The 19,541-nt window shown below is 31.0% G+C and carries 21 protein-coding genes and 1 pseudogene; all 22 read right to left on the bottom strand.

Annotated features, from left to right (window positions below; translation table 11 throughout):
* Positions 1-852, bottom strand: an 852-nt coding sequence (locus HMPREF9225_RS06285) for a leucine-rich repeat domain-containing protein (protein WP_008902111.1), incomplete at its 3' end; no start/stop codon positions are given.
* Entirely contained in the window at positions 839-1,078 is a 240-nt protein-coding gene (locus tag HMPREF9225_RS06280; RefSeq protein ID WP_001080402.1) for a hypothetical protein, read from the bottom strand. The genes HMPREF9225_RS06285 and HMPREF9225_RS06280, both read right to left, overlap by 14 nt.
* Positions 1,079-1,092: 14 nt before the next feature.
* Positions 1,093-3,672, bottom strand: a complete 2,580-nt coding sequence (locus tag HMPREF9225_RS06275) for a C40 family peptidase (protein ID WP_008902110.1) — start codon at positions 3,670-3,672, stop codon at positions 1,093-1,095.
* A 7-nt stretch (positions 3,673-3,679) separates the two neighbouring features.
* A complete protein-coding gene (locus HMPREF9225_RS06270; RefSeq protein ID WP_008902109.1) occupies positions 3,680-6,103 on the bottom strand; it encodes a VirB4-like conjugal transfer ATPase, CD1110 family in 2,424 nt (807 codons plus the stop codon).
* Complete coding sequence (locus tag HMPREF9225_RS06265) at positions 5,994-6,404, bottom strand: PrgI family protein (RefSeq protein WP_008902108.1); 411 nt, start codon at positions 6,402-6,404, stop codon at positions 5,994-5,996. Before HMPREF9225_RS06265 ends, HMPREF9225_RS06270 begins: the two co-directional genes overlap by 110 nt.
* Before the next feature lies 1 nt (position 6,405).
* On the bottom strand, positions 6,406-6,696 hold the full coding sequence (locus tag HMPREF9225_RS06260) for a hypothetical protein (RefSeq protein ID WP_002838520.1): 291 nt from the start codon (positions 6,694-6,696) through the stop codon (positions 6,406-6,408).
* Between the two features lie 9 nt (positions 6,697-6,705).
* A complete protein-coding gene (locus tag HMPREF9225_RS06255; RefSeq protein WP_000466919.1) occupies positions 6,706-7,569 on the bottom strand; it encodes a VirB6/TrbL-like conjugal transfer protein, CD1112 family in 864 nt (287 codons plus the stop codon).
* A 10-nt stretch (positions 7,570-7,579) separates the two neighbouring features.
* Positions 7,580-7,795 (bottom strand): Maff2 family mobile element protein, encoded by a 216-nt coding sequence (locus tag HMPREF9225_RS06250; protein WP_000394203.1) that lies wholly within the window; start codon positions 7,793-7,795, stop codon positions 7,580-7,582.
* Position 7,796: 1 nt separating this feature from the next.
* Positions 7,797-8,108 (bottom strand): single stranded DNA-binding domain-containing protein, encoded by a 312-nt coding sequence (locus HMPREF9225_RS06245; protein ID WP_002839977.1) that lies wholly within the window; start codon positions 8,106-8,108, stop codon positions 7,797-7,799.
* A 195-nt stretch (positions 8,109-8,303) separates the two neighbouring features.
* Positions 8,304-9,773, bottom strand: a complete 1,470-nt coding sequence (locus tag HMPREF9225_RS06240) for a PIN-like domain-containing protein (RefSeq protein ID WP_008902107.1) — start codon at positions 9,771-9,773, stop codon at positions 8,304-8,306.
* A 17-nt stretch (positions 9,774-9,790) separates the two neighbouring features.
* Positions 9,791-10,327: a ClbS/DfsB family four-helix bundle protein gene (locus HMPREF9225_RS06235; RefSeq protein WP_001258251.1), complete on the bottom strand. Its 537-nt coding sequence runs from the start codon at positions 10,325-10,327 to the stop codon at positions 9,791-9,793.
* Positions 10,328-10,388: 61 nt separating this feature from the next.
* A pseudogene (locus HMPREF9225_RS06230) lies at positions 10,389-11,198 on the bottom strand (VirD4-like conjugal transfer protein, CD1115 family); the annotation flags it as partial.
* 11 nt (positions 11,199-11,209) lie between these two features.
* Positions 11,210-11,395, bottom strand: coding sequence for a transposon-encoded TnpW family protein (locus HMPREF9225_RS06225; protein WP_008902105.1), 186 nt, complete (start codon positions 11,393-11,395; stop codon positions 11,210-11,212).
* 111 nt (positions 11,396-11,506) lie between these two features.
* Positions 11,507-12,514, bottom strand: coding sequence for an ORF6N domain-containing protein (locus HMPREF9225_RS06220; RefSeq protein WP_040551366.1), 1,008 nt, complete (start codon positions 12,512-12,514; stop codon positions 11,507-11,509).
* A gap of 21 nt (positions 12,515-12,535) precedes the next feature.
* Complete coding sequence (locus tag HMPREF9225_RS06215; protein ID WP_001222545.1) at positions 12,536-12,859, bottom strand: hypothetical protein; 324 nt, start codon at positions 12,857-12,859, stop codon at positions 12,536-12,538.
* Between the two features lie 173 nt (positions 12,860-13,032).
* Positions 13,033-13,785, bottom strand: a complete 753-nt coding sequence (locus tag HMPREF9225_RS06210) for a phage replisome organizer N-terminal domain-containing protein (RefSeq protein WP_000774839.1) — start codon at positions 13,783-13,785, stop codon at positions 13,033-13,035.
* A gap of 2 nt (positions 13,786-13,787) precedes the next feature.
* The gene (gene mobQ, locus HMPREF9225_RS06205; protein WP_008902103.1) at positions 13,788-15,440 is read right to left on the bottom strand and encodes a MobQ family relaxase; all 1,653 of its coding nucleotides are present in this window, start codon (positions 15,438-15,440) and stop codon (positions 13,788-13,790) included.
* 244 nt (positions 15,441-15,684) lie between these two features.
* Positions 15,685-16,014: a DUF3847 domain-containing protein gene (locus HMPREF9225_RS06200; RefSeq protein WP_009346081.1), complete on the bottom strand. Its 330-nt coding sequence runs from the start codon at positions 16,012-16,014 to the stop codon at positions 15,685-15,687.
* 83 nt (positions 16,015-16,097) lie between these two features.
* Positions 16,098-16,514 carry a sigma-70 RNA polymerase sigma factor region 4 domain-containing protein gene (locus tag HMPREF9225_RS06195; protein ID WP_001074477.1) on the bottom strand — a complete coding sequence of 139 codons (417 nt, stop codon included), beginning with the start codon at positions 16,512-16,514 and terminating at the stop codon, positions 16,098-16,100.
* Between the two features lie 312 nt (positions 16,515-16,826).
* On the bottom strand, positions 16,827-18,212 hold the full coding sequence (locus HMPREF9225_RS06190; RefSeq protein ID WP_008902102.1) for an ABC transporter ATP-binding protein: 1,386 nt from the start codon (positions 18,210-18,212) through the stop codon (positions 16,827-16,829).
* Positions 18,209-18,937: an energy-coupling factor transporter transmembrane component T gene (locus HMPREF9225_RS06185; protein WP_008902101.1), complete on the bottom strand. Its 729-nt coding sequence runs from the start codon at positions 18,935-18,937 to the stop codon at positions 18,209-18,211. Before HMPREF9225_RS06185 ends, HMPREF9225_RS06190 begins: the two co-directional genes overlap by 4 nt.
* Positions 18,937-19,527, bottom strand: coding sequence for an MptD family putative ECF transporter S component (locus tag HMPREF9225_RS06180; protein WP_008902100.1), 591 nt, complete (start codon positions 19,525-19,527; stop codon positions 18,937-18,939). The genes HMPREF9225_RS06185 and HMPREF9225_RS06180 overlap by 1 nt, the downstream gene beginning before the upstream one ends.
* Positions 19,528-19,541 lie beyond the last annotated feature (14 nt).

Here is a 19,541-nt window from a genome sequence, read left to right as displayed (position 1 = left end):
TGTTTGAGTATCAATGGAATATTTATTTGGATTGAAAATAGTCATCTTTCCTTGATACATATCATTGTTATAATCAAATTCAAGTTCTACACTATCTACATTCTTATCAAAGACAAACTCTCCATTTTCATACCTTAATCCATTAGGAATAGATTTGAATCCTTGATTTCCGTTGAAACCAAAATGATTTTCGTAAAATGGATTTTGTTTTGGTCTATATTCAACATCTTGATTATGGAATACTCCCTTACTGTTAATGTTTGGATTGCCTAAAACTTTTACAGTGTGCAGTTTATTTCTTGAAAAAGCATACTGTTCAATTGTCTTCACAGACTTCGGTATAGTTATTTCTTGAAGGTTATTTCTTTCAAAAGCATTATGTTCAATATTTACCAAAGTATTAGGTAAAGTTACTTCTCTAAGTCCACAATTGAAAAATGCTAAACCACCAAGATAAGTTAGACTATTTGATAGTTTTACTTCATCTATACTTGCTTCGTAAAAGGCAGCATAACCTAAATGCTTAACAGAATCAGGAATAATTACTTTATCCCAATGTTTGCCACGCCCAAATTCTCTTTTATATCTAAGTTCATCGTTTGAATGACTTAAAGAATAATTTCCATTTATAGACTTCGTTCCTTCAGGAAATACTAGAATATTTGTCTTTTCTTTCTTTTCTAAGCCTTTATCACTGAAGGCAATTATATTTCCCTCAGAGGAATACATAAAATCATCTTCCGTCCAAGTAACATCAGACTTTGCAAATGCACTTGTATGCACAGTTGATGTTAAAACTAATAAAAGAGCCATAAAAAAGGCTCTTAGTTTGTTCGTATTAAATTTCTTCATTATGAATGTTCTCCTTTTCTTTTAATTTTTCTTCTCTTTTTCTATCATTGATTTTCTCCATTAATTCTTCCAAGCTAATATTGTTCCTCCTAAGAGTTACAATTATTTCTTCATTTTCAACTTGTATTTCTTCATCGCAAATTTCCTTGTATTTTGCATTTAAATCTTTTAATTTCTCTTCTATTTTTTTCTTTTTGTTTCTAATACTTATAAGTTTTCTGTTCACATAATATCTCCCTTCTATCTTGGTCTTCCAAAACCATAAAAGTGTGATTTCCAATATTTTGAATTTATTGATGTGTATTGAATTGGATCTCCTGCGTGGATCATCATTCCGTTACCTGCGTATATTCCTACGTGAGATATTGGAGTTCCACTGTTATATGTTGAGTGGAAAAATATTATATCTCCAGGTTGAGCTTCACTTGGACTTACTGGATTACAATAGTCTTTGTATATTCTCCATGCAGTTGTTCTTGGCATACTCTTTACACCAGACTTTGTAAATGACCAACATACAAAACCTGAACAGTCAAAGTTAGATGGTCCACTTGCTCCAAACACATATCTTTTGCCTATATGTTTTTCTGCTTCATTAAATAAAGCTTTTGCAGTAGCTGAATCAAAAGCAAGACCAGGATTTCCAAAGTTTGGATTGTCTACTATTTCTCCTAAGTCCCCATTACCTGATCCAAAAACATCTCCCATATTCCCCTTAGCTTCAAGAAGAGCTTCATAATGAACTACATTGTCTGGATAATCTTTAAATATTTCCCTAACAACTTCATCCATTTCTTTTTTCTTTAAAGTTACAATTAACTTTTTATATTCGTACTCTTCTTTTTCATAACTAGTATAAGGATTGCCACGACTATCATATCTTGTTCTTGCTACTGTTCTTGTTCTAATTTCAATTTCTTCTTTAAAATCAAGATTATACATCTTATCGAAAAGCTCTTTTAAGATTCCTTTTACTTCAGATGCTGATTTTACTTCTCCACATCTTGAAGTTATATAGGATAAAAGTTCATGGGTATTATGACCAATTTCTCCTTCTTTGTTTATGATATATTCGTCATATCCAGGATGACTTGTTTTCACACTTTCGATTTGTGATTGTAGGTCATACTCCATTGATGAAAATTCTTGATTAACTTCACTTAGAACTGTATCTTGTGATAGGTATGTTGTTGTCATTACTGAGTTAACAGAGTTACTTAATCCACTCATACCAACACTTCCACCACCAATCATGATTGATAGCATAAGACCTAGTCCTATTACTAGAAATAGAACCATCTTACTTTTTCTTACGATTAGCTCTTTAGAAGCCTTACCTAAACTTAAAATAGCTTTTTTAACCCTATCTACAAGTCTTGTTTCGTGCTTTTTAGCTATCATGCTCTTCATTTGTTTTCTCTGGTAAAACTTTTTAAATCTATTTTTCTTTATATAGGCATCTGACTTTTTTAAATCTTCCAAGCTACTTTTAAACTCCAACTTGCTTTTTCTCTTTCTTATTTTCTTATCAAGTTTAGATAGCTTTTTTAAGGACTTTTTCTTTTTATCTAGCTTATACTTCCTTATTCCATGCTGGAGCTTAGAGCTTACATTAGCGACTTTTTCTCCAGATTCTACACCAGTATTATCAGATCCTGAACTTAGATAATCTCTCACTAACTCTGATGACTTAGCTCCAGATAATAAAACCCCAGAAGATAGGCTTCCTTTAGTTTTATTCTTTAAGATATTATCCTTTAGCTTACTTTTAGACTTTTCAAGCTCTCCAATCTTTTTATCTGAGATAAAATCTTTAACATCTTGTGATTTCTTAGAATCTTTCGTTTTAACTTTCTTAGATTCATTTTTTAAGTCATCGATTTTCTTTCGAGTGAATTTATCACTTTCATAATTTTTTTTCTTATAGTAAGTCTTCTTTTTGTTAACTTTCTTTTGTTCTGAAGATTTAAAGCTTGTTTCCTTTTCATCTTTTATGAATTCTTGATTATTTTCTTTAATCTCAGAATTATCAAAAGTCTTATCTGTATCAACTTCGCTTAGCTTACTTTCTTTATCTATTTCTTTAGAAATTTTTCCCTTATCCCTAAACTTCTTTTCTTGATAAAGTTTCTGCCCTTGATTTTTATCGATATTATCATTACTCTCGTTCTTAATTACTTCATCTTTAACAAGCTTATCTTTTCTATATATTCTCTTACTCTTCTTTGCTTCGATAGGTTTATCTTCACTTGTGTGGATTCGCTTAGACTCTTTCTCGTTGATTTTGTCTTGGAATTTATCCTTACTATGGATAAGTTTATCCTCATAATTTTTAAGAACTTGTCTTTTACTTGATGCTTTCTTATTGCTTATTGGTTGAGCCTTAGCTGAAATATCATCTATTATTAGTTTATTAGAATTAATATTTCTACTGTTTTCACTATCAAAGTCCACCTTTTTAAGGTCTACATCTAAATATTCATCAAGTTTAAAGTTTTCATCTGTCCTTATTTCAAGATTAGTTTGTTTTGTTTCTTCAGCCTTATTCTTATTATCTAAAACTTCTTTTCTAATTCTTTCCTTGTTTTTAGCCTTCTGAAAATATTTTAGTTTATCTTGTTTTTGATCTTTAGCTAATATATTCTCATGAATAAGTTTAGATTCTTTTTCTGAAATTTTATCTCCGAACCTATCCTTAGTCTTAATAATCTTATTGGTATAATCATCTGAATGAACAAGTTTACTATCTACATTCTTTTCAGGAGCGTCCCTATTTCGTATAATTTTCTTTTGAAAATCTTTTTTTAGTTTTTTATCCATATCACACCTACTTAGCTTCTTCTGGTTTTGTTGTCATTAGCTTATATAGCATGGTGTCTTTAGGGAATTTATCAATAAATGGAACAATAGTATTTCCAAAGAATAAGAGTCCCTCACCTGCATTTGAATTAGTAATATAGTTTAGCTGATAAGGCGATATTTTTAATTTCTTAGCAAGAATATCTCTATCTCCAGATGCTTGATTTAACATTAGAACAAAGTCTGTATTATCAAAGATATTTTCAATTTCCTGACTTGTTAAAAGGTCTTTTACGTTTTGAGTTATACCTGTTGGAATACCTCCCCATTTTCTAAATCTTTTCCAGATTTCTACTGAATATGAAGCAGTTTGTGGATCTTTTAATAAAAGGTGGAACTCATCTATATAGTATCTTGTAGACTTGCTTCCTCTATTTAGGGAAACCTTGTTCCAAACCTGGTCTTGAATTACAAGCATACCTATTTTTTTAAGTTGTGTTCCTAGCTCTTTTATATCAAAGCAAAGCAGTTGCCTATTTAGGTCAACATTTGACCTATTATTAAATACATTAAGACTTCCCTTAACATAAATTTCCATTTCTGTTGCTAGTTTTCTACCAACTCCCTCTTCTTGAGATAGGAGCATATCGTATAAATCTCCTAATATTGGCATATTTTCTGGTTTTGGGTCTTCAAAATATTTTTGATATATCTTTGGTAAGCACCTATCTATAACAGATTTTTCTGCAGCAGTAAGACCAGATCCTCCTACTACAAGTTCAAGCATAGACATTATGAAGTTTGCCTTATCCTTTAAAGGTGCGTCCCCATCTCCATAGTTCATATTTATATCTAATGGATTTAGGTAGTCCTTTGACTTTGCTGAAACTTTAATAACTTCTCCATTAAATTGTTTTACAAGATTTGAATATTCGCCCTCAGGATCACAAATAATTACATCATCGTCTGTTACAAGAATTGCATTTGCCATCTCTCTCTTTGCTGAGAAAGATTTACCAGAACCTGGTGTACCTAATATTAGTCCGTTAGGGTTCTTAAGTTTCTTCCTATCTGCCATAATCAAGTTTTGACTAAGGGCGTTTAAGCCATAGTACAAGGAATTTGCCGAATCAATAAATAGCTCTTCTGTTGTAAAAGGCATAAATACTGCCGTTGATGATGAAGTTAAAAATCTTTTTATCTCGACTTGATTAACTCCTAAAGATAAGACAGAAACAAGTCCTTGTTCTTGTTGATGAGATAATCTTTTTACCTGACAATTATGTCTATTTGCAATTGATGAAATTTGAGCAATTGTGTTTTCTAATTTTTGATTAGTCCTAGCAAAATTCATCATTACTATAGATACAACAAAGAGCCTTTCATCTCTATTTTGTAAGTCGGATAACATGGACTTAACATCCGCACCAAAAGTATTTATATCTGAAGGAATAATATCCATATCATATCCAGCACGAACAGCTTTCTTTTGTTCTTCAATTTTCATTCTGTCCAAGTCTGTATTTTTTCTCTTAATGAGTTTAATGGCTTCTGCTTGTTCAACTACATCTATATGAAAAGCTACATAAATATTGTCATCAATATCTAAAAACTCAGATAACATTCTGTCTGATAACTCACTTGCAAGTATTTGAAAATGGCTTACTGCTCCAATATATTTACCAAATTTAAAATTATTTACTGGTGCAAAATTAAAGATATTGGGAGTTATATGTGACTTTGTAGACTCTTTCTTCTTCAAATCTTTATATGAAAAATAAAAGTTTTTGTCTGGATTTAACATATCGTGAACAAGTCTTAGCCTTTCTTCACCATCAAGGCTTTCTGCTCTTACTCCCATAGATTTAAAGTTAGATAAAATATCTACTTCAAGTCTATTTAACTTTGCTCTTGCTTGCTCTAGGTTATCGGCTTCTGTTGTAAAGGTTATATACTTCATCTTTTTAAGTCCGTTATTGCCCTTTGCAAGTTGAAGCTTTAACATCTCCCTAAACTCTTTTCTTACATCGTCATAGAAGTCTCCCTTATCAGCAATTTTAATTGCATCTTGTAGGTCTTTATTTCTTCCTAATTGATTTACATACGAAAGTTCAATGTGGACACTTGGATCAAAAGAATTTAAAAAGTTGGCAAATTGGTTAAAGATTAAATCTCTATCTTCTTCCAATGCCAACTGGTAATTTATATCTTGAAATGAAATTGTCCTTGAATAATTTTTTTCATCTAACTGGCAAATGCCCTCTGGTAACATTCTTATATAGGGAATTGTATCTTCAACAGTAAATCTCTTTTTCTCTTTCTTTAAAAGTACACTTAGAAGACTATTTGTTGGATCTTTCTTTGTTTTTAGCCTTCTTACTTCCTTTCGGTCTTTTTTTAATTGTTTTTCCCTTAGATTTAAGTCGCTGATTTGCTTTTTTCTTTGCTTCAATGTATGCCTCCTTTCTTATTCTCTTAGTTGGTTGATAAAACTTATGAAGATAGAAAAATTTAAAATATTTTTCAAAAGTTAAGGTATCTTTTTCATATAAGGTTATAAAAAAGATTGGCAGGGTTACTATTAGCATTACAATGATAGAAACATCATTAGGTAGATATTTCTTCATAAATAAATAGGTTGGTATACCAATTAGTCCTGCCACAGAAAAACCTATAAGTTGTCTTTTGGTTAAGTTAAAGGCAACCTTTGTTTTAATCTTGTCCAAATCTTTTGGTATTGGTACATATGCCATTTTAATCTCCCTCTACTTCTTCTTTGGAAAGTTCAAGTATATGGTCATAATTAGATGTTGTTTCCTCTTCCAGGTAGCTAATTCTTTCTTCTAATTCTTCTTGTTTTTCTTCATTTCTGTCATTGTATTCGCCTTGATACATAACAAATTCATTGTGACATCTTCCGAGTCTATTTATTCTCCTCTTTAAGTTTCTAATCTCTTCATTTCTTTTTTTCTCTTTTAAGATTTCATAAGTTCCTCCTAATAAAATTCCAAGTCCCAATAAAGCACAATTTTTCTTTTTTAACATTTATTCCTCCTAGTGCGTATTCATAATACTTTTTGCAACTGTTCCACTCTTAAACATCATAAGTCCAAGTAGTAGAGCATATCCTAATATACTAAACAAGCTTGCGTGAATATCTGTAATCTGTACCGTTCTTATTAAAACGGTGTAGATACCTAAACATACCATCAAAAACAAACCTTGTAGTCCCAAGGCAAAAAGTCCCTTGATATAATTTGTTCCAATCTGACCCCATTCTTTATTTCCCATAGTCGCAAATGGTATGGATGATACTGATGAGTAGACATATATTTCAAACATACGCCCATATACTATTAAGGTAATAGTTAAAGATATACATTGAATTGCAATCCTTACAAGGCTTGTTTCAACTAATATCATTAAAAGCTCACCTATTTCTTTTTCTTTTAATGTATCAACCATTGCAACTATCTGATCTCCTGAAACAGTGGCAGAAGTAGTGATTACCCCTGCCGCTTTGTTTACAAGATTTTGTGCCACATCAAAGACTGCCATTGAAAATTCAAAGGCATGGCTTGCAAGGTAGACTGCTATAAACATCTTTATAATGTATTTGAAAAACTCAAAAGTATCTGTATCGTGCATATTATTCTTTTGCATAACCATATTTATGAGTTCAATACATAAAACTGCTGTTATGATAAGACCTGCTATTGGAACGATCACATTATCATTAATGTTTTTTATGAAGTTATACACTTCTCCATTCCAACCCATTGGTGTCTTCCCAACATCAGTTGCAATAACTCCTACCTTGTCATTTATATCTAAGAACATGGACTCAAGATTTGCTTTGATACCTCCGAGTAGCATATCCTTAAAAAATTCAGTTAGCTTGTCAAAGATACCAAACATAGACTTTCTCCTATTTTAAAGCATTTGCAAGTAGTGGAATTAATTTAATACCGATTAGTACAATTCCCCCACCAGCCATAAGCTGCTTAATACCTTGAGATTTAGCACCAGGGTTATCATTACCATAACCTTCCATTAAGTTAATAACTCCCCATGCTCCTAAACCTGCACCAATTGCAGTTACAAGTGTCTTTAAAACTCCAACTCCAGCTGTAAAAAATTCCATATTATTCCTCCTCGTTTTCTTTCTTATTTTCTATTTTATTTAGTGATTTAACTATAAAATTCTTGTAGACCTTATCTCCTTTTTTGTTTTCTTTGAAATATCCAAAGACATGGATTAGATCTCCTTTATCTAATTCTTTTGCACGTTCGCTTTTTTCTCCGTAGACTGAACAATTTATATATTCTTTTCCTTTACCATATTTTTTAATGAGAGTAAAATTTGCTACATCTACTTTTTCTCCATCTCTTTCAAATTCTGATAATTCCACTTCTTTAACTAAATTTGCATTAATATTTATCATTTCTCTATCCATTAATTTCTTCTCCTTAATCTATAAATTTCAATTAAAAAAGCGACTGGATCTATTTATTTCCAATCGCTATACATTATTCCTTATTAAATTGTTCTAAGTAGGAGCTCTTATCCTTAACATCTTAACCTCCTAATTTTGAGTATAAAAAAAGCAGTAAACTTTATAATTACTGCTTTAATAAAATATCCTATATTATTAATCATTAAATGAACAATCTCGACAAATACCACCTACATCTTCTCGCCTATCCTTAAATCCCTTTCCACATTTAGAGCAAATAAATGCATAATCATTATTGTAATTCTCCTCTTCTAAATAAGAGTCATCGTAGTCTTCTTCATTTTTGTTTATAGAATCTTGATCTATCTGAATTTCAATTATTTCAATATCTGTATATTCTTTATCATTATTAATATAAAAAGAATCTTCTTCGATATCATCTTTATTAATTAATCTTGTGACATTAACTATGACACTTCCACTAAATTCTTGTTCTATTGGTGGTGATTGTATGACTTCTTTTGTATCATCATCACGTCCCCAATAATCAAAGGATACACAACTTAAATTTATTAAATATTCTAGCTCATAAGTTATACTAACAATCTCGTCTGTAAACTCTTCATAAGTATCTAATATCTCATTGAATTCACAATTATTTATATCTAATTCTTCAATACCCTCACTTCCAATAACATACGATTCTAGATAATAATAGTTGTTATTATAAATACTGTCAACTATATCATTAGAAATATCTTGTTTTACTCTTTCTACATATGACACATCTTTTCTATTTAAATCTACATAAACATTAAAATCATATCTATCATATACTTTTGAAGCGAAATTCTGAAACATTCCTGTTGTTAAAAATTCAATATTTACATTTGGATTTTTTTCTTTAAATTCACTTAATAATTTATCGTGAACTACTAAATTATCTTGACTATCCTTACTCCACCAGTCTTCTTTTATATCATTCGTAATAAAAATAATATCTTTTACTGATTTTTCAACTGGTAAATCTAATATCTCTTTCCAAACAAATAAATCTCCAAATTTTTCAACTCCATCTTTATTAATGTCCTCATATCCAGGCGGAATTTTATATTTATACCTAAGTTCACCCTCTCTAATAATTTTTAATTGTTCACTAAACCTTATCCTATTACCTATCCTATTATTTTTTTCTAAATATGAAATAAGATTATCTATATCTTTAATTATTTCAGGAGAATCTGTTGTTATTTCATCATATTCAATACCAACACTATTTTTATAAGATTTGATTATTTGTTTTAATTCAACTAACTTGTTATTTAATTCATTCTCCAAATTTTTTCTTCCAAAATAATTATATTTAGATGATTTAATCAAGACACTCTCTAAATTTTTTTGACTCCTTTCAATTACTCTTAGTAAATCTTTTTCAAAATTTTGATACTTTTTTTTCAATTGTCCGAATACGCTATATTTATTTTTATTAAATTCTTTATACACTTGATTCGGAATCCATATTAAATCCTTACACTCCTTGAAAATTTCTAATATGTTTTTGCTACTGTATAATGAATATCGAGCTAAGTCAAGTATTACATTTGTATCTAATACTATTATAGAGGTTTTTCTATTTATTATTTTTTTAAATTTTTCATAATTCAATTAAAGCACCAACCTTATTATTTAATTACATTCACAAAATTATTAAGTTTTTTCCATTTTCTAATCTTAGTCCTAAATGTTCCAAATGGTGCTACTGTATTTACATGGATAAATTTATATACTTCCCAAGTTGCAGTTTTTGTTGCTTCATCTGCCCATTTTCTCATATGTGGTTTAAATAATTCTTCCTCTGTAAGATTATCTATCAAAGAGTAAATATCTTCTATATTCTGTGATAGTTGTTCTTTTAATTCCTTTAACGATTTATGAGCATAGGTATCTGTAAACCATTGATACAATTCTCCAAGTTGATTCCACTTAAATTTGTCAGATGGCGTTTTAACCTCAATTCCCTTTTTTTCATCTTCTTCCCATTTCAAAACTAAAGTTGTCCAACCTACTTGATAGGCAAGATTTTCAGCTGGTGTCCTATCAACTTGATCTACTCTTTTATCTTTTAATTCTTCTGGGATATTATCAAACTCTGAAATATATTTTCCAAAAGTTTTCTTTATCTCATTTTTTAATTCTTCCTTACTTTCATAAGACCTCATATGCCTACCTCCATGGTTTATATAGATATTATACCAAAAATATTTTTATCCTAGGCTTAATTCATAATCTTGTAATCAAACTGTTCCTGTTTATTTTTATTTTATCTCTATTTGTTAAATACTCTTCCACATCAAACAAGTTTTTCTTATCATAATCTTCCAACAACTTGTAATTCTTATGCTTTGTAATATCGAATTTATCAGATAGAAAAGGTCTTACTCCTCTTAACTGATAAATACACTTACCGCCATCCATTACAGTTATTTCATCTTGACTCATAAGTTCCTTGCCAGTTTTTTGGTAATTTAGACCAAAAGATTTTTGATTGGATCTTGTTTCTGATGTGTTATATAGGTCTATGGTTTCTTTTCCTAAGGTTTCAGATAATTCTTTTACTGTTGTTTTTTCTTTTCCTCCTAAAAAGAGTGTAGAGTCGCAGTTACCAACTATTGTATCTGCATGGTCTTTATAGATTGCTTTTAATTGAGATTGTGCTTGCAGTATTATGCTTGCCGATATTTCTCTTGAACGAATTGTTGCAATCAATTTTTCAAATTTAGGAATTAATCCTATATTTGCAAACTCATCAAGTAGACACCTAACATGAACTGGAAGTCTTCCACCATACACATCATCTGCCTTATCACATAGAAGATTAAATAGTTGAGAATACATTATTGAAACTACAAAGTTAAAGGTATCATCTGTATCTGATATTATTACGAATAAAGCAGTTTTTCTATCTCCAATTTTATCAAGCTCTAATTCATCTTCGCTCATTAGTTCTCTAAGCTCTCTTATATCAAAAGGTGCAAGTCTTGCTCCACAAGATATTAGAATTGACTTGGCAGTTTTTCCTGTAACCACTTGTCAAGGACTTTCTAATCATTTTTATCGTCTTTTTGATGTTTTTCCCTCTCCATTTCTCTAAGCATTATCCTTTTCAATTTATCTTGCATGGTTTCAGTCGCATTTTCATTAAAATGGACAACAACCTCATAAGTTGCCTTTCCAATCTTCTTTATGGTCTTTGTTCCTGTATTATGTTCATTTTTATTTTCGTGCATATTAGTTTCCCTCCTGTTAGTTGCAATCAAAAAAAGACGATAGAGTTTTATTTCTACCGCCTTTCACAAGTCTTGTAGCTATTCATTTAATAACGCTTTGCCATTTACATATTAAATTTTCAAATCCTTATTGTTCAGCATTCCGCCAAACATCGTATGATACATATCCTTGGAAGATTCCTCTATCTTTGTAATACTTGATATTTTATTTCCTGCATCTTTTGATGATGCTCCGCAAAGATAAAAGGCTTCATTTTCTGTTCCATAGTCAATAGCAATATACCTATCGTGATATTTTTTACCTGCAATTTTCATCTTCAGTCTGATATTAGGGTAATCTTTTCTAAAATCGTTTAGGATATTTTTTGTCAGCATATCCTTGTTTTTTACATTGTCGCTAAAGACTATAATTCCAACATTGTCTTTTGCAGCCCTAAGAAGTTCTAATGTTTTTAGCCCTATATAGTTATCTATCACATAAATACTTTTCTTTGCAGACTTATATATTTTTGTATAGGCAACATCTGCTTCAATCTTATCTCCGTTCATTAAAAGGAAATGCTTGTATGTGTCCGGATCTATAAAATTATCCATAACCTTTTTCAAATCTTCTTTTGTAGCTAAAGTACTAATTTTATTGTTTATTGTTGCTATATCCTTTGTATTTTGGTTTGTCTGTACTGCTATTTGTAATAATTCTTTCGAGGTGATAAAGTCTTGGTTTTCAACTATAAAATCTTTCATCTGCTTAAACATTCGTATTAAAGCCTTGCTTTGCTTGACAGCAAGTTCTCCTCTTAATACAGTCATCAGCATATAAATACCTTGTTCTGTAAAGGCATAAGGCATATATCTTCTACCGCCTGAACCTTCATCTGATTTTGAGGTCAAAAATTTTGACCTCAAAAATTCCCATTCATTTTTGGTAAGTTGAAATCTAAAATCTTCATCAAATTTTTCTATGTTATTCTTAACTTGCTGATTAAATGTTTTTGTTTCATACCCATATATTTCAGCAAGTTCAAAGTCAAGCATAACCTTTTGACCTCGTATATAGTAAATCTTGCTTTTCATTGTAGTTTCATCTATCACTACAATTTCTCTGTTTTCATCTGCCATGAAATGCCCCTCCAACATTATCTAAATTCTTTTATATTTTTCTACTCCGCCTTCAGCTTTTCCAATGTGTTCCACATTTTTTACAAGTCTCTTATTGACATTTTCATAAAACCATCTGCCAATCAATGCCGGCGGTGTTGCGATTAACTCTCTTAAAACAAATTCTTTGCCTTTCGGTAAAGAGCTAATTTTGTTTAATAAGGTAGTATATAGGTCAGCATAGCTTGTATTTTCTTGTAAACTGCTACACTTACAATATTCAGTAACGCTTGGAAAACCTCCCTCTATTGCTTTTTTAGTTAAAATTTCAAGTTCTTCATCGGTTACAGTAAATTGAATTCGCATTTATATATCCTCTCCTTATAACTGAGTTTATTACCATATCACTATCATTTTATCATAAATACGATATTTTTTTCATACTGCAATTTTAAGCCCTATTTTACACTTAGCTATAGTCTGATACCTATTTTATCATTAACGCTCTAAAAACACCTTTCCACCGTCTTATACGAGGTCTACAAGTGTTCCCCCTTGTCATAATCTTCAAAGGTATATACTTTTGATTTATGGCTTTCTTTTAATTTACCTTTATCTTGCTCATACCAATGAACTAAGGTCGCATAATGATCTTTATAGTTTCTTCCCGTGCTTTGCATATAGGTTGACAGCTTCTCTATCATTTCTTCCCTATGACCTTGCATTTTATCCTTTAACTTCCCATATTCTTCATCGGTTAAGGAAACATTTTTATATTCTCCATAAAGGTTGGGGGATATTTTTTCTATCTCCCCCTCTTTTTCTAACTCTATATCTATCTCTTTATCTATCTCTATATCTCCGTTGCAGTTTTGTTGCAAAAGGTTGCAAGGTGTTGCACCAGTGTTGCATTGCAACGCTTTTTGTCCTCTCGATTTTCTTGAACGCCTTGTAGAAGCTGTTTCTGAACCTATAAGACTTGGAATTTCTGTTAAAAAATACTCGTCATTTTCTGTAATTATCTCCATCAATCCTTGTGCTACAAGATAATTTACTATAACCATTACATCATCTTCCGTTTCATCAATCGTTAAGGCAAGCTCTTTGATAAAGTCTGTTTCTACTCCATCATAATACAGCTTCCCACTATCTTTTAAGCTAAGTAAAAGCAATTTAAGATAAATGATTGTATAGGTATCTCCTCCTGATATTTTTCTTAGCCTTTTGATTCTCTTATCTGTAAAAAAATCTTCTTTCAATTTTAACCAATAGTATCTTCTGTTGTCTGCCATTTTTATCTTTCCTCCCCTTTATTTTTATAATTTTCTTTAGCCTTTTCTTTTGCTTTTTGTTTGTACTGACCCTTTCTTTCCTCTTGCTCTTGAAATTTTTTCAGTTGTGCAATTACACTTGGTTTATCTCCCCTCTTAATTGCCTTGTCTATCTCTATAGATAAATCTATTCCATACTCGTCACCCACAATCTTTACTGCATATTTGATATGATCTATCTGCTTAAATTCGTCTTGAACTTTAGCTTTATCTTCAGTTAAGTCTTGTATCTCTTTTTCAAGGCTTGATATTTCTTTCTGCCAATCACTCGACTTTATAGCTGATGTTCCAGTAAATTTTTCTATAGTCTTTCTTGCTTTTTTGTAGTTTTCAATTTCATCTTTATGTGAATTGTAAAATTTATCTTTAAGAAAAGTTTTATCTTTATATTCCTGATATACCGCCTTATTTTCTTTGATGATGTCTGCACAAATAAAGCAACGATTTAACTCCTTTATTCTTTGGGTTTTGCTTTGAATATCACCACTTATCTTTTTACTTTGCTTTGCCAGTTCAAAAACTTTTTCTTGTAGGTCTGCTATGGTTTGAAGATGATTATCTTTTAGATAGTAGATTGCTTTTACAAATCTCTTTAGGTCTGCATTTCCCTTTTTTATCTGTCCATAGTAGGATAGATTTTTTGTTTTTTCTCCCTGTATTTCGTTGTAGATAGAAATATATTCATAAAGGTTAAAGAGTTCTGCTTTGTTCTCCAGTTCATCTTTCTTGGTCTGTTTATACCCATCGTATTTTGCTTGCAGATTTCCAAGTAAAGAGTCTATCCAAGAAGTGATTTCTTTTATCTTGTTCTTGATAGCTTTTACTAAAGAGTTATGTTTTTTTATTTCTCTGTTGATGTTTCCTTTGTCGGTTTCGATTCCTTTTTTCTCTAAGGCACTGGCACTTGCTCCCATGTGAATGGTTGGGATTTCTTCTATCCCTTGCCTTTTGTAGGAACGATGATCCACTCTCTTTTCTTGATGATTTTTTTCTAAATACTGATTACAAAGTCTTGCAAAATTCTCTCTCCATTTCTCTGCGTTTCCTTTATTGTTCCAGTCTGTCAGCTCTACTTTTCTTGTTTTGTAGTTCCCGCTTTTTAGTTTTATCTTTTCTCCATTTTCATCAATTACATATTCTTTTTTGCTTTTTGCCTGCCACTCTCCTTTTTCATTGATTGGTCTAAGGGTAGTCATAATATGAGCATGTATATTGTTGTTATCTTCACTTGTTCTATCATGGATTGCAAGGTCTGCTATCATTCCTTTTGATACAAAATTTTCCTGTATAAAGTCGGTAATGAGTTTCTTGTTTTCTTCAAAAGATAATTCTTTTGGTAAAGCGATAATGAAGTTTCTTGCAAGCTGTGCGTTGCTTGCTTTCTCATTTAGTTCAACGCTGTTCCATAAGGTAGTTCTATCTTTTAATGCTATGGGGACATTCTCCGGCAAGAAAATTTCTGAATGTAAAAGTCCTTTTTTATTGTGATAGTCATGAACTTCTCCGTCCCATTCATTTTTGATTTTCTCGCAAGAGATATATGCTGCACTTGCAACTGCCGATTTACTTTTTCCTCTGCTTATCATTGAAATATTAAAGTGAAATGTTTCTGCCACTTTTAAACTCCTTTCATTTTTTTATTTGTTTTCAGGTAAAGAAAAAAGCAGACGGGTTATTTTTTGTATCTTTTCCTATCTGCTTTATCCGTATGTTTTTATTAGGTTTTGGATTTTCAAAGACTTGCTAAAATCCCTTAGTTTACTAAGGGCGCAATTATACACCCTAAAGGGTGCTTTGCGTCCTGCGGAGCTTTTTGCCCTTGCAGGGAGCTTCTGAAAAAACTAAGGTCTTTTATTTTATCTACTCTATGTCTGTTTCATCTTCCATATCTTTCCCATTTATCATTTCTTCATAGGCTTGTCTGTATTCTTCTGTGTGAGTAGAGATATTTAACAGTTTTTCTATCTCCTCATTGGTAAATATTAGAGGATTTTTAATGACCCTTTCTACTATCAATCCCCTTTGTATGAGCCTGTGATTTCTTCTTTTTCGTTCCTTTTCATTTGCCAGTTTTTCTAATTTTTTGCCTTGATTTTGTAATTGTTTCAGCTTTACATCGCACTTTTCTCTTTCTTCCTGAAGTTCAGAAATTTGTTCCTGTACTTCCTGTAATGTTTTTTCTTTCTTCATTTTTAATTCCTCCGTTTTGGTATCTGCTTGTTTCCATAAAGAAAGGTTAAGCACCTTTTTTGACACTTAACCTTTCCAAGTTTTTAGATTTTATCTTCTAAAATCTTTCTCAGTTTTTCTAAAATCCTATCCCTCCTCCCACTGATTGCTTGATGTGTAACTTTCTCTCTTCTGCTGATTGACCTTAGACTTTCTTCTTTGTAGAAGATGGCTTCCATTAGTTCTCGTTCTTCTTTTGTAAGAGTATTTAATGCTTTATGAAGTTCTTCAATTCGCATTTTTACTTCTACAATTTTTTCTAAGTCTATCTTTTCATCTATGATGTTATCTACAAAGTGTCCATCATGATCCAGTGCCGAAAATGGTATTACATTATGCTTCCAATCTTTTCTTTGGAGATACTTTTCATGCTCTGTTATCTTCCAATAGGCTTTGTAGACTTCTTCACTTACAGGTACGGCTTTGCCTTTTACATAAAGGTAATATTCTTTCTTTGCCACTTAGTCATCCTCCTTTTTAAGTTCTCTGTTTTGGTTTTGAGAATAAAAAAGGAGGACTTCTACACTTTGGCGTAAAAAGTCCTCTCGGCTTAAAAACTAATGTTTTATATAATTTTCTATTTGGTCGTTTCTGGTAAAGTATTATTGCTATGTGTAAGCAATTCCAAGAATAAAAAAGGATAATTATATCGTTCTGTGAAAACCGAAACTATAAGTTTTGACATAATTATCCCTCCATATAAAAATACCCTCCTTTTAAAATTGTCGTGTTCCCTTATCCTTTTTAATATTCAACTTAACTTTCTGCATCAATTACGAAAAATATATAACTTCATCACAGACTACTTCTAAAAACTCAAAGTCATGAGAAATTATCAAAATCAGTTTCTTTTTTTCTTTGAATTTTTTTATATTTTCAGCGACTACTTTCATACTCGCATAATCCAACCCACTTGTCGGCTCATCAAAAAACAGTAGATTTTTATTTGAAAGTAGGGCGGCTAAAATAACCACTCTCTGCTTCTGCCCGCCTGATAAGGTATGAGGATTCTTTTGCTTTAACTTTTCAATTTGCATATCTTCCATATAGATGTTTATTTTATTGTCATCATCTATATCCGATGTCAAACTTATTTCATCATAAACTGTATCAGTAAATAACTGATTGTTTATTTCTTGCATAACTAATAGGCTGTTTCTAACTCTCTCTTTAGAGCATAGCTTCCTATTATTTTTACAAATTGTTCCTGAGGATTGTTTCCCAAGACCACAAACAATTCTCGCAAAAGTAGATTTTCCTATTCCGTTATTTCCAACTATGCCCACAATATTTCCGCTTTCAAATTTTAATCTGTCTACTTTAAAAACAGTTTGCTTATTTCTTTTGTACAGCAAGTCGTTTATTTCCAATTCAGGTACTTTTCGCAAAGAATTTGATTTTCTATTAAAGTTAGCACTACGCAATTCAGTATGTCTAAGTCCTGTTTTCAATCTTTCTTCTTCATCTAAATTTTGAATTTCTTCCATACTATATTCTCTGATGATTTTCCCATCCTCTAAATATATTGCTCTATCAACAATGTCTTTTAAATACCACAGCCTATGTTCTGCAATAATAATAGTTTTTCCTAAAGATTTAAGCTTTTTCATTGTAAGTGATAGTTCTTTCATTGACTTTATGTCTAAGCTTGAAGACGGTTCATCAAGAATAAATATCTCAGGGTTTAATGCGTAAATACTTGCTATAGCAATCTTCTGCTTTTCTCCTCCGGAAAGATTAAATATATTTTTATTCATCAAGTTTTCAAGATGAAGCTCTTTTTCGACCTCTTTAATCCTTTTGTTAATTACTTCTCTTTCTATTCCGTAATTTTCTAAACCAAAAGCAATCTCATCTGTAGTGTTTGTTGTATAAAATTGTGTTTTAGGATTTTGAAAAACTGAACCTACATCCTTAGATAATTTATAAATTGGTGTAGTAAATGTATTCATACCGTTGACCATAACACTGCCTGAAATGTCCCCATCATAAAACTCAGGTATTATACCGTTCATAAGCTTTAATAGGGTCGACTTTCCGCAACCGCTCCTACCGCATAGAAGAATGCATTCCCCTTTTTTGATTTTCAAGTTTATATCTTTTAATGAGTAATTAGCTCCTCCTTTGTACTTAAAACTTAATTCTCTAATTTCAATCATAAGTCCCACCCTGACACTTTCATAAATATTACTATTGATAAAATTAAAATCATAAGAATTAGAACACCAATATCATTTTTTCTAAACTTAATTAGGTGTCTACTTGTTTTGTTAACAGGAGCATCAAGCCCCCTTATAATGGCTGATTGGGATAGCTCATCCCCGATTTCTATTACACTTACGAATAAGGGTACAAAAAAGTATTCCATTGTCGCAGCAGGTCTATGAAATAAATTATAAAGACTAACGCTAATCCCTCTTGTTTTCATCGCCATATTTATATGACTCCATTCGTCTTTAATAGTAGGCAAACATCTAAATATTACAGAAATCATTATGAGCGAGTCTTTTGAAAGTTTTAATTTTTGTAAAGTTGCCACTGCACTGGAAACAGATGTTGAATTTAAAATCCATTTACCCACGATAATACATGGCAGAAATTTTCTTCCAATTGCCAAGATAAATAAAGTTAAATTCAAAAGAAAATTCATACTAAAATAGGTTAAAGATTTTTCCAATACTACACTTATTACAAAAAATAAAATATACCTTATAGCGGATTTTTTATAACCATCGCTAATAGTGATGACAAGGAAAAATAATGTAATAAGGCTTTGATAGATCCAATCAAACCCTAAAAAAATTAAAATATTCGCACCTATAAGCAAGATAAGTTTTGTTCTGAGGTCATATTTTGACCCCAGAACAAACTTTGAATTTTCCATTATAAAACTCCTGCGGATTCCAACTTTTTATTTAGTATTTTCTTTGTAAAATAAGAACCAATCAAAGAGAATATAAATGTTCCTATAATCATAACTGGTAACATCCATATTGGTGTCCATGCTCTTACTGTGTTACAAAAGCTTTGATCTAAGCCACCTTTTATTACACTTTCAAAAAACGCTTCTCTCATAACCCAAATTGGTAAAAAGCCTCCAAATAAGTTTAGAGAAAAAAACATATGACTAATTGTATTTTTCTTAAAGTCTGTATAATTTCCACCTTTTGCTATGAACATAGCAATTATTCCGGCAGGCACTGCCACTAATGGTGCAATTGGAATATGCCCAGTTGCAACTAATAAAATACTTGGTAAAATAGCTGCGATTACAATAGCAGTAGCTGACCTTGTCTTTGCAAGAAGCATATGATAGGTTGGTGCAGCAAATAGTGCTACAAGCATAGGCATTAGTAAAAATAAAACAGGGACAGGCATAGATATTGCCCCAATTACTGCATATGTTACAAAGTAAAGTGCAATTAAAACACCGGCTGTAACTGCGTTTTTTGATGATTTCTTTTGTGTTTTCATAAGTTTCCTCCCTT

The organism is Peptoniphilus duerdenii ATCC BAA-1640, assembly GCF_000146345.1.
In the GTDB taxonomy this organism is placed as follows: domain Bacteria; phylum Bacillota; class Clostridia; order Tissierellales; family Peptoniphilaceae; genus Peptoniphilus_B; species Peptoniphilus_B duerdenii.
The sequence above is the reverse complement of the archived record's forward strand: the minus strand, read 5'-3'. Positions and strand labels throughout refer to the sequence as shown.

Bases quoted from the DNA above. Each gene is read 5' to 3' on its own strand.
- HMPREF9225_RS06275 (WP_008902110.1), bottom strand. From the start codon at position 3,672: ATGGATAAAAAACTAAAAAAAGATTTTCAAAAGAAAATTATACGAAAT.
- HMPREF9225_RS06265 (WP_008902108.1), bottom strand. From the start codon at position 6,404: ATGGCATATGTACCAATACCAAAAGATTTGGACAAGATTAAAACAAAG.
- HMPREF9225_RS06260 (WP_002838520.1), bottom strand. From the start codon at position 6,696: ATGTTAAAAAAGAAAAATTGTGCTTTATTGGGACTTGGAATTTTATTA.
- HMPREF9225_RS06255 (WP_000466919.1), bottom strand. From the start codon at position 7,569: ATGTTTGGTATCTTTGACAAGCTAACTGAATTTTTTAAGGATATGCTA.
- HMPREF9225_RS06250 (WP_000394203.1), bottom strand. From the start codon at position 7,795: ATGGAATTTTTTACAGCTGGAGTTGGAGTTTTAAAGACACTTGTAACT.
- HMPREF9225_RS06245 (WP_002839977.1), bottom strand. From the start codon at position 8,108: ATGGATAGAGAAATGATAAATATTAATGCAAATTTAGTTAAAGAAGTG.
- HMPREF9225_RS06235 (WP_001258251.1), bottom strand. From the start codon at position 10,327: ATGAGGTCTTATGAAAGTAAGGAAGAATTAAAAAATGAGATAAAGAAA.
- HMPREF9225_RS06225 (WP_008902105.1), bottom strand. From the start codon at position 11,395: ATGCACGAAAATAAAAATGAACATAATACAGGAACAAAGACCATAAAG.
- HMPREF9225_RS06220 (WP_040551366.1), bottom strand. From the start codon at position 12,514: ATGGCAGATGAAAACAGAGAAATTGTAGTGATAGATGAAACTACAATG.
- HMPREF9225_RS06215 (WP_001222545.1), bottom strand. From the start codon at position 12,859: ATGCGAATTCAATTTACTGTAACCGATGAAGAACTTGAAATTTTAACT.
- HMPREF9225_RS06210 (WP_000774839.1), bottom strand. From the start codon at position 13,785: ATGGCAGACAACAGAAGATACTATTGGTTAAAATTGAAAGAAGATTTT.
- HMPREF9225_RS06200 (WP_009346081.1), bottom strand. From the start codon at position 16,014: ATGAAGAAAGAAAAAACATTACAGGAAGTACAGGAACAAATTTCTGAA.
- HMPREF9225_RS06190 (WP_008902102.1), bottom strand. From the start codon at position 18,212: ATGATTGAAATTAGAGAATTAAGTTTTAAGTACAAAGGAGGAGCTAAT.
- HMPREF9225_RS06185 (WP_008902101.1), bottom strand. From the start codon at position 18,937: ATGGAAAATTCAAAGTTTGTTCTGGGGTCAAAATATGACCTCAGAACA.
- HMPREF9225_RS06180 (WP_008902100.1), bottom strand. From the start codon at position 19,527: ATGAAAACACAAAAGAAATCATCAAAAAACGCAGTTACAGCCGGTGTT.